This is a genomic window from Pyrinomonas methylaliphatogenes (genome assembly GCF_000820845.2).
GTDB classification, from domain to species: Bacteria; Acidobacteriota; Blastocatellia; order Pyrinomonadales; family Pyrinomonadaceae; genus Pyrinomonas; species Pyrinomonas methylaliphatogenes.
On record NZ_CBXV010000005.1, the window covers coordinates 191,838 to 205,312 of the forward strand.

Genomic DNA, 13,475 nt, shown 5'->3' on the forward strand with positions numbered 1-13,475 from the left:
GTTCCCACGAGGATGAATTGCGATTATAGGCAAAATCGTTCTCGCCGTCACAAGGCGGATCGCCCGATCGCCGCTGGACAGCGGAGCAAGCCTGTTGTATTCATAAAAGTTTCGCTTGTCGTGAAACGATCGTTTCCGTAAGCGGTACCAATTCGGAGAGTAAAACAACATGCTTCGCGTAGGCATCGTCGGACTCCCAAATGTGGGGAAGTCAACGCTCTTCAATGCGCTCACCGCACAAACGGCGGCGCTGGCGGCAAACTATCCTTTCGCGACCATCGAACCGAACGTCGGCGTCGTCCCCGTGCCCGATGAGAGGCTGGAACCGCTCGCCCGCCTCGTCAAAACGGAGACGATCATCCCGGCCACAATAGAGTTCGTCGATATCGCCGGTTTGGTGCGTGGCGCGTCGCGCGGCGAAGGACTGGGGAATCAATTCCTCGCCCATATCAGAGAAACGGATGCGATCGTGCATGTCGTCCGCTGCTTTGAAGATGAAACGATCACGCACGTCGAAGCTTCGATCGATCCGGCGCGCGATATAGAGACGATCAATATCGAACTTGCGCTCGCCGATTTGGCGACGGTCGAACGGCGGCGCGAAAAGACGCAAAAAGCAGCTAAGACGGGAGATCCGCACGCTCAAGCTGAACTCGCCCTGCTCGATCGATTGTTGCCGGCGCTTAGCGCTGGGCAGCCGGCGCGCGCCGTCACCCTCGCCCCGGAAGAGCGCGAGCTAGCGCGCGGCCTCTTCCTGTTGACGCTCAAGCCGGTGATTTATGCGGCGAACGTTGATGAGGAGACGCTCAGCGAGCCGGAAGCGAACCCGCACGTGCAAACGGTCCAACGCCTCGCCACGCAAGAAGGCGCCGAGTGCGTCGTCATCTGCGCTCAACTCGAAGCAGAACTCGTCGCGCTTAACCCAGAAGAGCGGCGCGAATATCTCTCTTCGCTCGGAGTCACAAGCAGCGGCGTCGATCGCATGATCAAAAGCGCCTACCGCTTGCTCGGCCTCATGTCATTCTTGACCGCAGGCGAAAAAGAGGTGCGCGCTTGGACCATTCCACAGGGAACGCGCGCGCCGCAGGCCGCTGGTTGTATCCATTCGGATATGGAACGCGGGTTCATCCGCGCCGAAGTGATCAGCTACGAGGAGTTGATGCGCGCCGGATCCTTCGCCGCCGCGCGCGAGCGGGGGCTGATCCGATCCGAAGGGAAGGACTACGTGATGCGGGATGGCGACGTCGTGCATTTCAGATTCAACGTCTGACGCCTGATCGGAGAGCAATGTCAAATTGACAGCCAACTTCCATCTTGACATCGCGTGTGTTAAACATTAACATGCATCCACAAACGGTGTTTTTCACCGTTTCGGTCGTCTTTTTGTGCCCTTGCCCCCTCGTGAGACGCGCCAGATGTCAGCAAAACTAGGCGAAATCCTCGTTCGCGAAAAGATCCTGACGCCGCAGCAGTTGCGTGAGGCGCTCGATTACCAACGCGAGCACGGCGGGCGGCTCGGCTACAACCTGGTCAAATTGGGGTTCGTCTCGGACGACATGATCACCGCCGTCCTGTCGCGTTTGTATGGTGTGCCGAGCATCAATCTCGACCTTTTCGAGATAGACCCGCAGGTGATCAAGCTCATCCCGCGCGAAGTCGCGGAAAAATATTCGGTCCTTCCGCTTTCGCGCGTCGGGGCGACCTTGACGTTAGCGATGGCCGATCCGACCAACGTCTTCGCCATGGACGACATAAAGTTCATGACGGGGCTGAATGTCGAACCGGTCATCGTATCGGAGGCGAGCCTGCAGGAGGCGATCGAGAAGTATTACAGCTCTTCGCGCGAGATCGAGCTCGCCGAACGCATCGAACCGGGCGGCGGTCGGGCCAATGGGAACGGCCACAACGCCGGCGGCGACCTCCTTTCGTTGGACCAGTTGAACATCGATCTCGGCGAAGAGCTCGGCGAGGGATTGGAGCTCGTCCAAGAAGAGGACGAGATAGACATGTCCAATCTCGAGCGGATGAGCGAGGAAGCGCCCGTCGTGCGTCTGGTCAACGCCATTCTGGTCGACGCTTTGCGACGCGGCGCCTCGGACATTCACGTCGAACCCTATGAGAAGGAGTTTCGCGTTCGCTTCCGCATCGATGGCGTTCTCTACGATGTGCTTCATCCGCCGCTCAAACTGCGCGACGCTCTGATCTCGCGCCTGAAGATCATGGCGAAGCTCGACATCTCCGAAAAGCGTCTCCCGCAGGATGGGCGCATCAAGTTGAAAATCAAGGCCGATGGTCGTTCGCGCGAGTTGGATTTCCGCGTCTCGACTCTGCCGACGCTTTTCGGCGAAAAGGTCGTCTTGCGCATTCTCGACAAAGAGCGGTTGATGCTCGACATGACCAAATTGGGGTTCGAGCCGGAATCGCTCGTCAAATTTCAGCGCGCGATCAACAAGCCATATGGCATGGTCTTGGTCACCGGACCGACGGGATCGGGCAAAACTAACACGCTCTATTCGGCGATTCAAGCGTTGAACAAGCCGGAGACCAACATCATGACGGCGGAGGACCCCGTGGAGTTCAACCTCCCCGGCATCAACCAAGTGCAGATCAAAGAGCAGATCGGATTGAACTTCGCCGCGGCTCTGCGCGCTTTCTTGCGTCAAGATCCGAACATCATTCTGGTCGGCGAGATTCGCGACTTCGAAACGGCTGAGATCGCGATCAAGGCCGCTTTGACGGGGCATCTCGTGCTCTCCACGCTCCACACCAACGATGCGCCGTCGACCATTTCGCGCTTGATGAACATGGGCATCGAGCCGTTCCTCGTCGCGACGAGCGTCAATTTGATTCAGGCTCAACGCTTGGTGCGTCGCATCTGTGAGGATTGCCGCGTCGAATGCCCGATGCCGCCCGAGGCGCTCATCGAAGTTGGTTTCTCGCCCGAGGAGGCGAGGCAGATAAAGACCTATAAGGGGCGCGGCTGTCGCGCCTGTAATGGGACAGGATATCGCGGGAGGATCGGCTTATATGAAGTCATGGAGATGACCGATGAACTTCGCGAATTGATCCTCGTCGGGGCTTCGGCTCTGGAGTTGAGACGTAAAGCCATCGAGGATGGGATGATCACTTTACGCGAATCGGGTCTGCACAAGATCAGAAACGGCATCACTACCGTGGAGGAGGTTGTGCGCGAAACGGTCGCGTGAATTCGGGAGGGCAGATCGATGTTTCGAACGGTCGTGTTATCGCTTTCGTTGCTCTTTTCAGTGATCGCCTCGCTGCCGTTGACGGCGACGCTCGTCGAGTGGACCGCCGATGCCGCCGTCAGTAAGAAGAAGAGCTATCGTCGTCATTCGTCCGCCTATTGGAGAAGGCGGCGCGCCTTGTGGCGGCGGCGGCAAGCCCTTTTGCGTCGACGGCGCGCCGCGCTTCTGGCCCGCCGACGGCGTCTGGCGCGCCAGCGGGCGGCGGCTCTCGCGCGTTTGTCGAGCCAGCCGAGCTTGTCCAACGCCGTGATGACGCGAGCCTCGTTAGATTTTCCGTTGCCCGTGCGCTGGTCCAGCGTGACCTCTTCGGGCGGCGATCAAACGCGCTACGTCGTGCGCGCGCCGAGCGGCGCGATCATGGGGACGGTCTCGATCTCGCAAGTCACGCCCCGCGCGCCAGTGGATATGCCGCCATCGTTTGCGACGCGCCGCAAAGTTTTAGGCGGAGCGCCGCTGGTGAGTTTGCGCCGCATCGTCATCGATCGCATGATCGAGGAAGGGGGATGGGTGGTTAACGACTGGGAGCAGGAGATCGGCGGTCGTCGCGTCTATGTCGTCTTAGCGCAGGCGGGCAGCGCCTCGACGCCAGCGGTCGCCAATCGTTTCTGGAACTTCTATTTCGTCGAGGCGGGTGGGAACATCTACAGCCTCGTCGTCAATGGGCCGGTGGAATTCGCCAATCCGCTCGCCTTTGAGGCAGAGCAGGCGCTCGCTTCGCTTCGCTTGCCCGCGACCCAGACGCTCACCGCGCGCTCTCTCAAATGAATAACTCTTGATGGAAGGCGAAATGAGGTGCACCCCCATTTCGCCTTCCCGATCTCGCCGCTTTGCTGAGGGAAGATCTTATGCCCATTCACGAGCAGCCTTCGCAACTCTCTTTGTCCGATATGCTACGCAAGCTCATCGAGATCGGCGGCTCGGATCTACACATCACGACCAACTCGCCGCCCATCGCTCGCGTCGACGGACAGTTGCGCCCATTAGAGGGCTTTCGCGTCCTCACTCCCGCCGACACCAAAGCGCTCGCTTACAGCGTATTGACCGATGCGCAGAAGCATCGGTTCGAGGAGAATCTGGAGCTCGACTTCTCGTTCGGCATACGCGGCCTGTCGCGTTTTCGCGCGAACATCTTCAATCAGCGCGGGGCGGTGAGCGCCGTCTTCCGCGCCATCCCGTACGAGATCAAATCTTTCGAGCAGCTGGGATTGCCGCCCATCGTCTCGCAGCTATGCGAGCGGCCCCGCGGATTGATCCTCGTCACTGGACCGACGGGTTCAGGCAAATCGACGACGCTCGCCGCGATGCTCGACAAGATAAACCGTGAGCGGCGCGAGCACATCCTGACGATCGAAGATCCGATCGAGTTCCTGCACAGCCACAAGAATTGCCTCGTCAATCAACGCGAGGTCGGATCCGACACTCACGGATTCGCCAATGCGTTGCGCACGGCGTTGCGCCAAGATCCAGATGTCGTGCTCATCGGTGAGATGCGCGATCTTGAAACGATCGAATCCGCTTTGCGCATCGCGGAGACCGGCCATCTGACCTTCGCCACGTTACATACGAACTCCGCCGCTTCGACGATCAACCGCATCATCGACGTCTTCCCGCCGAATCAACAGGCGCAGGTGCGCGCGCAACTCAGCCTCGTGCTCGAAGGCATCTTGTGTCAGGCGCTTTTGCCGCGCGCCGATGGGCGCGGACGGGTGATGGCGCTTGAGATCCTAGTGCCGAATGCCGCCATTCGCAACCTCATCCGTGAGGATAAGGTCCATCAGATCTATTCGATGATGCAAGCCGGACAGGAGAAATATGGGATGCAGACGTTCAATCAGTCTTTAGCGACTCTTTATCATAAACGTCTGATCACGCTCGAAACTGCCATGCAACGCTCCCCGAATCCAGAAGAACTGCGCGATCTCATCGAACGCGGTTCCGGGGTGAACACCGGATGGGGAAACAATATGCATGGGTTCAGAGGAGGTCAACCGTCAGCCGAGGCTGAGATGAGGGCCAAGTGATAGTGAGGATGATCTAGCGAGGAGAAAGTACTGCCATGCCGACATACGTTTTCAAAGGTCGCAATCGTCTCGGTGAAGTGATCGTCGGAGAGCGCGTCGCCGATAATCGCGAAGCCCTTCGCCAACTGTTGCGGCACGAGCAGATCATGCTCACCTCGGTCAAGGAGAAGGGACGCGAGATCGCCGTCCCGAAACTGAGCAAGCAAGGCCGAGTGAAGGACAAAGAGCTGGCGATCTTCACGCGCCAATTCTCGGTGATGATCGATGCGGGGCTCCCGCTGGTCCAGTGTCTGGATATCCTCGCCGAGCAGCAGGAGAACAAATTCTTCCAGCAGACGATCGCCCAAGTGCGGCAGGATGTCGAGGAAGGTTCGACGCTAGCCGCGGCGTTGGCGCGCCACCCGAAGGTCTTCGACGCGCTCTACGTCAACATGGTAGAAGCGGGCGAGACGGGCGGTATTCTGGATCTCATCTTGCAGCGTTTGGCGACCTACATCGAGAAGATCGTGAAGTTGAAGCGCGATGTCATCTCCGCTTTGATCTATCCGGCGGCGGTCATCGCGATCGCCATCGTCGTCATCGCTGTGATCATGGTCTTCGTCATCCCGCAATTTGAGGGGATCTTTCTCGGCCTGCTCGGACCGGGGGAGCAATTGCCGCTTCCGACCCGAATCGTCGTCGGCATCAGCCGTTTTCTCGCCGGCTGGGGAGGGCTTTCGATTCTTCTAGCGCTCATCGGCCTCGGTTTAGCGGTTCGCTACTATTACCGGACGCCGCAGGGGCGCCATCAGATAGACGGGCTTCTGCTCAAGTTGCCGGTCCTCGGCATAATCTTGCGCAAGATCGCCATCGCGCGATTCTCGCGCACCCTCGCGACGCTGCTCTCTTCCGGAGTCCCCATCCTGCAGGCTCTGGAGATCACGGCGCGCACAGCCGGTAACGTCATCATCGAGGAGGCGATCATGAAGATCCGCGACGCGATCGAGCGCGGCGAGACCTTCGTCGAACCGCTCAAGGCGACCGAAGTCTTCCCGAATATGGTCGCGCAGATGGTCGGCATCGGCGAGCAGACGGGCGCGCTCGACGCAATGCTCGGCAAGGTCGCCGACTTTTACGAGCAGGAAGTGGATGCCGCGATCGCCAATTTGCTGACTTTGATCGAACCGGTGATGATCGCGTTCTTGGGCGTCACGATCGGCTCGATCGTCATCGCCATGTACATGCCGCTATTCACGCTGATCGGCAAACTGGCCCAACAACACTGATCTCTAGGGCGCAAGCGGAATTCACACAGGTTCAGCCATCATAGATGGCGATCTCATTCGTCGCACCTTGCGCGGCTTTTCAGCTGCTCCAAGCCGCACCTTATAACTCGCATGGCCCGCCCTGAAGGGCCGATTCGGCGTTGTTGGCTTGATGGCGCAGGTTCTTAAGGCATGAGCGCGCTTGGCCCAAATCGGAAGCGGAAGGGCCTGGCATCATCTTCCTATCGGCTTTACGGTAACAGAAACAGCATCCTGACTGGTCCAAAACGCCGTTCGCTGGGCCACTAGTGACGACCTCGGGCCACCTTGTTCGATCGCCAATTGTAATCTAACGGCTACCATGACCGCTTTTAAAACTCCGTAAGCGACTGCCGCCGACGATTCCCGAACTCAGGCTCCCATGAAATCTGCTGCTCCCGCGTCTCCTTCATCTTGTGTTAGGCTACTCTGGCCGAATCCGAGGTGTGAAGAGAGGGCAGCATGAGGGGATCGAACTATGCTCCTTTATGGCGCCTCATCATTGGGAGGCTGGGGCTCGCTTCTTTATTGCTGATCTTGGGGCTTTTCATCCCACAAGGGTGGACCGGGGGAAACGGCTCTTGGTTGTTCGGCACGCTCCCTGTCATCATCGCTGTCTCTTTGCTCTCGCTAATCTATGCGGCCCTTTTACGTTTCTCGGCGCTAGCGCTACGCGCCCAAGCGGCTTGGCAATTTGCGCTCGATGCCTTTCTGATCACATGGCTCGTCTGGGCGACGAATGGGATGAGCTCGCCTTACACGGCGCTTTACATCGTCGCCATCTCATTTGCCGGAGCGTATCTTGGGGCGCGCGGTGCGCTGTTGATGTCGGTGGGATGTGCTTCCCTGTACACGGCGAGCATGTTGGCGCTCATCTACGATCTCATTCCATCCAATGGGGCGACTGAGAACGCTAGACCGATCGTCAATTCGATTCAGATCGTCGGCTTCAACGACATCGCGATTCTGGTCGTCGGTCTTCTCGCCGCGCGTTTCGCTGAGCGTCACTCGCGGTCCGAAGAGGCGACACATGCGCTTGCGCATTTGCGGGCTTTGCATCAGCGCATCGTCGAATCGATCCGGTCGGGAGTGGTGACGACAGATCTTGAAGGGCGTATCTACACTTTCAATCCGGCTGCCGAAGAGATCACGGGATATCGTGCGAACGAAGTACGCGGTCGCGACGCTTCGTTCCTCTTCGGCGATCTGCGCGAGAAGATAGATCTAGCGGTGCGCGCTGCTAAAGAGGGGGCGCACATCCAGCGTTACGAGGCCGATACGGAGACAGCCGAAGGTTTTCGTTTGCGTTTGGGATATAGCATCTCGCCGCTTTCAGATGAGGCGGGAGAGACGACCGGGCTTGTCATCACTTTTCAAGATTTGACCGAAGTTCGCGCGCTCGAAGAGAACGCGCGACGTCAGGATCGGCTTGCCGCTGTCGGGCGTGTGGCTGCCGGCATCGCACATGAGATACGAAATCCGCTCGCTTCCATGCGCGGCGCGATTCAAGTGTTGCGTAGCACTTGGAACGGCGATCCGGCGGAAGCTGAGTTGATGGAGATCATCCTCCGCGAGTCTGATCGATTGGATCGTATCATCACCGATTTCCTCGCTTATGCTCGCCCGCGCCCTGTCACGCTTATCGAAACGGATCTACGCGAGCCTTTGCGCGAAACTTTCGCTCTGTTGCGCCACAACCCGGAAACTCGCCCGGACCATTCGCTCGAGATCATCGCGCCCGATCAACCCGTCATCGCTCTGGTTGACGCGGAGCAGTTGCGCCAAGTCTTCTGGAATCTCGCGCGCAATGCGCTGCGCGCGATGCCTGACGGGGGAAGGCTGAGCGCGGAGCTAACGCCTCTCGAGGATGGACGTGTGCGCATCACTTTTACGGATACAGGGTGTGGGATGACGCCTGAACAGGTCGAACAGCTTTTCGAACCTTTCACCTCATGGGCCCCCGGTGGAACGGGTCTGGGCCTTTCGATCGTCTATCAGATAATTCGCGATCATGGCGGCACGATCAACGTCTACAGTCGCGAAGGGCGAGGGACGACGGTGCGGATCGAGCTGCCGTGGAGGAGGGGGCCGGAAAAGAGCGAGAGCGCATGAAGGTCGCTGGACCGGTTGGCCCAGCCCAATTCGCAGACCCCCCCCCAGAAAAGATCGAGAACACATGAAGGACTCCCTTCGCGGAGCGTTAGTGGACCGAGAATGACGAGTTAGCTTGATCTAAGATTTTATGCTTGAAGGCGAAGATTCAATCTAGATCAAGGCTAGGAAGGATTGAGTCGGAATCAAATCCTTTCCAATCCCGGTTCGGTTGATTGGGGATATATAGCCGTCGAACGTTGTGGATGAACAACCACTCTTTGCGGCGACTGAGCAGACCTTCCTCGTACAGTTCTTTCCATAAACGGCTTAGGTGTTCAGGCGTTACGCCTATCAATTCAGCCAGTTCGTATTGCTTCAACGGTAACTTGATTCGCGTTTCGGATCCCGTTCTCGCTGGCTCCAAGGTTTGGGCGAAGATCCACAACCATCTCCTCAGTCGTAAGCGCGCCGGCAGGGCCATGACTTCGATGGTGCGAGAGAGTTGATCGAGGACCTCTAGGCTATGGATTTGGTGTAAATAGGTGGATAACGAGGTGCGCTTGGCCAGCGCATCGCGAAATAGATCGACCGAAATGGGGCGGAGCAGGCATTCGGTCAACGTGATTGCCGTAACTGGAGAGGATCTGTTCGCGATCGCCAAGGCTGCGCCGACAATCCAACCTGGGAATCTAAGCGCGATGATCCTTTGCCGGCCAACGCCGTCAAGATGCGTAAGCTTAACAAGCCCGTTTTCGATCACATAGACGTTCTGAGCTGCTTCCCCTTGAGCGAAAAGCTTCGTCTCTGCGCGATAGCGGCGCGCAACTGTTATCCCTTCGATCTCCTTCAAGATCTCCGAGAAAAGAGTGTGTTGAGACATTGCCGAGACTCCGTTCTCGTTCTGCTCATCCCGCGCGACTTCGATACATCAAGAGACAGTTGGCGGATGTGAGGCCATGGCGGCTTAATCATCACAAGTTCCTCGAGAGATCAATCCTTCACAGCATTCGCGAGAAAACCGTTCGCCGATTATAGACCTGGGGAATCGAGCTTGATCGCATATATGCTCGATGAGCGAGTGTCGAGAAGCAAAAGACGGTTCGATCTCTCTTCTGCCGCTAAGCTGATGAACAGCCTCTCATTGCTGTCTGGCAACTGAAGTTTGAACTCTTTAAGGATCGTTCCATCTCTACCTAACTTTATGAGGACATGGCCGTTCAGCAGAATATATCCGCTGTTGCGAGTCGCCGTGATTGAGTGCACGAGTAAGGGGAGCACAAACGAAGCTTCGGGATGTTTCTCAAAAAATTCCAATGAATAGTTCTTCGATGCCGCTTCATCCATCAAAGCGGATGGGATTCTGAATGAGCTTTCGGCGATCAGCTTCCCAAAGCGAGTATACTTTCTGATCAACGGCCAAGAGCGAAACGCGACGAGCAGGTTGTCTTGCCGATCGACCGCGAGCTTTACTCGGTTGATCTCTTGAGGCAATCTCCCTTCTGCCGCGACGAGCCTTTTCCCGATCGAGCGTAGATATCTGCCGTCTTTCGAAAAGACGTAAATCAACGGCCCATTTTTGGCGGTCACTGGAGCGAGGAAGATCTCACCCTTAGTGTTCACAGCCACGTTGTCGGCGATAAAGGGTAGCCGGAAGCTTCTGATGAATCTGCCGTTTGAGTTGAAGATTTGGACTTTCGGATCGATGGGATCGAGGACATATATAGTTTCGTCTTTATCAACGGCTAGCGCGTCGCTCAGCCCTCCTGATCGAATACGACCTGCGCGGTTCTCTGGACCGCCAAATTCACGGATGAACCTACCTGCTCTATCGAGCTTGACGATCCTCGAATTCCCGCCATCGAACACATAGACATTGCCTGAAGGAGAGACGGCTAAGGCCGTGGGCGAAGCAAGTTTGTGAGCCAATCTCTTTTGATTAGCTGAAGCGTAGAAGGGCTCGAGCTTGATCGAGATGGCCGGGACCGGACCGATAACCTGCGTGGAGAGATGAACGGAGAGTAAGAAGAGGCCCAAAGCGCTTCTCATCGGTTATCCACCTCGTACCACAGAAATGATGGAACCTCATAGTTGAGTATAAGATACGGCTAGCGGTTGGGAGTTACTAGGAGCATAAAGGTAGATGTAATCGAAGCAATCGGGCACTTTGAATGATTTGGAGATCTTATTTTCTCGGTCAAAGCGAACTCTCCAGCATACCGCGTAGGGAGCGGACGCTTTGAATGATTTGGAGATCCTATTTTCTCGGTCAAAGATGACGGGAGGAAGGATGGAAAATTCTCTCTCCAGATCAGCGATATTTTCCGCTGTTCTGATCATACTAACCTGCATGATTTGCGATTTCATTTGTTAATCGCCACCAAGTAGCGTCTGATCGCAGCCCATGTTGCCCACGACCTGAGGAGTTTGTTCTGCAACGATCCGCATAGCTCCAAGGTTCTGAAGTAATCCGCTTCGCTCATTCGATCTAGCAGGGAGAAAAGACTGGCTGAGTCATCGCTCACGTACAATTCGTTCATGAGATCGTGAACGCTGATCTTGAACGTGATGGCCGATCTGTCGATCTTGAACTCTTCCATCTTGTTGATCTCTTGGATCGCCGTTTTCGCTTCTTCGAAACCGCGATTGGCATCCAATAGCATCCAAGTTTGAGCGATGATAATCTTCGATTGGACGCGATCCTGCGCATCTTGTACTCGGGAGCTTTCAGAGATGGCTCGGTCAAGCGTTTCGGAGGCGCGAGCTAGATCGTTTCGCTTGGATGCCACTTTCGCTAGTTCACAAAACAGGATGGTCTTCAGTATTGGCTCTTCTATTTTGTCGATGGCATCGTCTTCAAGAATGAGCTCATCGTTGCGTTTAAGCTTCTCTCGAATTTCCCAAAAGTTGAGATAATCTGTGACCTCCCGTCGCAAAGTCGGATCGCTGATCTTGTCGGCGAGGCGGCGGGCGGCGACGAAATCCTTCTTCGCCAGAAGATGGGCTTGGATGATGGTGAAGTACTCCAAATCACGCCTTCTAGCGTCAGCGATCTTATCCGCTCGCTGCGCCCTCTCTTCCCATAGCTCTTCGCCTTCTAGGGATTGGCGTTCGCTCTCGCGCCGCAAGCGGTCTTGTAGCTCGGCTTCCGCCCGCGGCACGTCGGGCAACAGGCTGCTCAGCCTCGCTTGGACCTCCGTTGCTAAGTCTGGGGTCAAAGCTTGGAATTGTGGGAGGAGGTTTTTGAGCGCGAAATAGATGACCGGTGCTGGGATGTCTTGGCTTGTGGTAAGTTTGTTGAAAGCGAAGAAGAGGAATCGCCGGGCTAGGGACTCGTTCTTCGGCGGGGCGGAAAGATTGCCGTTGACGTTAGCGGCGTTGTATTGGCCAACGAGAGTGTAGACGATTCGCGGCTGTGGCGAGAATAAGTAGGAAGCCAAAATCATCGCCTCGTTCGCCTCATGGAGCGGTCGCAGACTCAGGACCTCGATCGCGTTTGTAAACAGATGATCGGCTTCGTCAGGTGACTTCTCGCGAAGCTCAGCGAGAAAATAGTAATGCCGAGGCAAAACGTACTGGCGCACGCTCTCGCGAAAAAGGTATGCTCCTGCGAGTTTATCCTTTTGGAACGCTTGAAGGGCAGAGATGAGAAGCAGCTCCGATCGCTCGCTAGAGCCTTGTTGGTTGAGCCTCGCTTTAGAATCATCGCCGCTTTTCCCGCTCCACCCATCCAAAAACTCGCGCGCTAGCTTCGGATCGTGTTTGGCCGCGATGCTGATGATCTGTCGAAGAAGTGGGGTGGCGCGTTTGGAATCTTCGATCCTCTGTTGATCAGAAATGGCATCGAACGCTTGTCGCAGCGTTTGTCGCGCAAAGGTTTCGTCTCTTTCCCACAGCGCATCGGCAATTGCGGTCAGTAACCTGATTCGCTCTTCGAGCGGTTCGAGCGTGGAGACTTCAACAGCAATCCGCTTGGCGCGGAAGAGCGCATCCTCCTCTTTGACTTTGGCTTCGACGATTTCGGGCGTTCGATCGGCTTTGGGACGACTGCGTTGGGCATGACAGAAGGGCGCCGCGATGAGGCTCAACCAAACACCGATCGCAATCAACAGTGGCGCCCTCATGGCCGACCTCAGGTCAGGAGATCAGAATCCTGCGTAAACTGTTAGTTCGGTTCGGAGATTCGGGATCTTACCTCAATTCCTTTACAGTTTGAAACGGTAGACATCGCACCGCGAAGCTTCCGTCGAAGCGGAAGCCTGCGTTGCGCCCAACGTCACTATTTCAATATTTTGAGAGGTGGTTGATCAAATGCTCATTTCACTCGCGTGAGACAAACGGACCAAGCTCCCCGCCGGGCAGATGATAGTTGACCGAATGCTCATTTCACTCGCGAGCATTTCTAAGCCGAAGGCGCTCAGGGAAGAATTGGGCCCGGACCGGGCGAGACCCTCTCCCCGCAAGAGGCGCTTCCTGCCGGTCTGATGATGCTCGGATCATTAGGATCGCTAACGTAACATTGAACCGAGCATCCAGCATAAGAAGCGTATTCGCCATCGCACCCGGCATCAAACTGGCAAAAGATCCCATCTTGTCTGTTGATCCTGCAACTAAACCACGACGCGCGAGTGGCGGATGTTTCAGCGATCAAAATCATTAACAAGCAAAAGCCGAGAGGGGCAAATAGGCGAAAGACGGCACGTCTCATGACATTACCCTCGTAGCGAATTTTGGAATAGTTTCTTCCGAGTTTTTCGAGACGTTAAACTCCGCCGTTCTGTTCGTCATTGATCTAGATCAAGTCGATTCTGGAT

At 56.4% G+C, this 13,475-nt stretch carries 9 protein-coding genes; 6 read left to right on the forward strand and 3 right to left on the reverse strand.

Features of this window, described 5'->3' with window-relative positions; all coding sequences use genetic code 11:
• The first annotated feature begins 169 nt into the window (after positions 1-169).
• From ychF to PYK22_RS07985, 6 genes are all read left to right on the forward strand, one after another.
• Positions 170-1,270 carry a redox-regulated ATPase YchF gene (ychF, locus tag PYK22_RS07960; protein WP_041975950.1) on the forward strand — a complete coding sequence of 367 codons (1,101 nt, stop codon included), beginning with the start codon at positions 170-172 and terminating at the stop codon, positions 1,268-1,270.
• A gap of 145 nt (positions 1,271-1,415) precedes the next feature.
• Positions 1,416-3,206 (forward strand): type IV-A pilus assembly ATPase PilB, encoded by a 1,791-nt coding sequence (pilB, locus tag PYK22_RS07965; RefSeq protein WP_041975952.1) that lies wholly within the window; start codon positions 1,416-1,418, stop codon positions 3,204-3,206.
• An 18-nt stretch (positions 3,207-3,224) separates the two neighbouring features.
• The gene (locus PYK22_RS07970; protein WP_041975954.1) at positions 3,225-4,031 is read left to right on the forward strand and encodes a hypothetical protein; all 807 of its coding nucleotides are present in this window, start codon (positions 3,225-3,227) and stop codon (positions 4,029-4,031) included.
• An 80-nt stretch (positions 4,032-4,111) separates the two neighbouring features.
• Entirely contained in the window at positions 4,112-5,287 is a 1,176-nt protein-coding gene (locus tag PYK22_RS07975; protein ID WP_083437704.1) for a type IV pilus twitching motility protein PilT, read from the forward strand.
• A 35-nt stretch (positions 5,288-5,322) separates the two neighbouring features.
• Complete coding sequence (locus tag PYK22_RS07980) at positions 5,323-6,552, forward strand: type II secretion system F family protein (protein WP_041975956.1); 1,230 nt, start codon at positions 5,323-5,325, stop codon at positions 6,550-6,552.
• 480 nt (positions 6,553-7,032) lie between these two features.
• A complete protein-coding gene (locus PYK22_RS07985) occupies positions 7,033-8,682 on the forward strand; it encodes a two-component system sensor histidine kinase NtrB (RefSeq protein ID WP_083437705.1) in 1,650 nt (549 codons plus the stop codon).
• Positions 8,683-8,830: 148 nt separating this feature from the next.
• On the opposite strand, the gene PYK22_RS07990 is transcribed toward PYK22_RS07985, so the two are convergent.
• From PYK22_RS07990 to PYK22_RS08000, 3 genes are all read right to left on the reverse strand, one after another.
• Positions 8,831-9,544 (reverse strand): Crp/Fnr family transcriptional regulator, encoded by a 714-nt coding sequence (locus PYK22_RS07990; protein WP_041975958.1) that lies wholly within the window; start codon positions 9,542-9,544, stop codon positions 8,831-8,833.
• A 149-nt stretch (positions 9,545-9,693) separates the two neighbouring features.
• Positions 9,694-10,710, reverse strand: a complete 1,017-nt coding sequence (locus PYK22_RS07995; protein WP_041975960.1) for an NHL repeat-containing protein — start codon at positions 10,708-10,710, stop codon at positions 9,694-9,696.
• Positions 10,711-11,024: 314 nt separating this feature from the next.
• Positions 11,025-12,785: a hypothetical protein gene (locus tag PYK22_RS08000; protein ID WP_041975962.1), complete on the reverse strand. Its 1,761-nt coding sequence runs from the start codon at positions 12,783-12,785 to the stop codon at positions 11,025-11,027.
• Positions 12,786-13,475 lie beyond the last annotated feature (690 nt).

Excerpts from the sequence above, each read along its gene's own strand:
- PYK22_RS07980 (WP_041975956.1), top strand. The coding sequence starts at position 5,323 with ATGCCGACATACGTTTTCAAAGGTCGCAATCGTCTCGGTGAAGTGATC.
- PYK22_RS08000 (WP_041975962.1), bottom strand. The coding sequence starts at position 12,785 with ATGAGGGCGCCACTGTTGATTGCGATCGGTGTTTGGTTGAGCCTCATC.
- PYK22_RS07990 (WP_041975958.1), bottom strand. The coding sequence starts at position 9,544 with ATGTCTCAACACACTCTTTTCTCGGAGATCTTGAAGGAGATCGAAGGG.
- PYK22_RS07970 (WP_041975954.1), top strand. The coding sequence starts at position 3,225 with ATGTTTCGAACGGTCGTGTTATCGCTTTCGTTGCTCTTTTCAGTGATC.
- PYK22_RS07985 (WP_083437705.1), top strand. The coding sequence starts at position 7,033 with ATGAGGGGATCGAACTATGCTCCTTTATGGCGCCTCATCATTGGGAGG.
- PYK22_RS07975 (WP_083437704.1), top strand. The coding sequence starts at position 4,112 with ATGCCCATTCACGAGCAGCCTTCGCAACTCTCTTTGTCCGATATGCTA.
- ychF (WP_041975950.1), top strand. The coding sequence starts at position 170 with ATGCTTCGCGTAGGCATCGTCGGACTCCCAAATGTGGGGAAGTCAACG.
- PYK22_RS07995 (WP_041975960.1), bottom strand. The coding sequence starts at position 10,710 with ATGAGAAGCGCTTTGGGCCTCTTCTTACTCTCCGTTCATCTCTCCACG.
- pilB (WP_041975952.1), top strand. The coding sequence starts at position 1,416 with ATGTCAGCAAAACTAGGCGAAATCCTCGTTCGCGAAAAGATCCTGACG.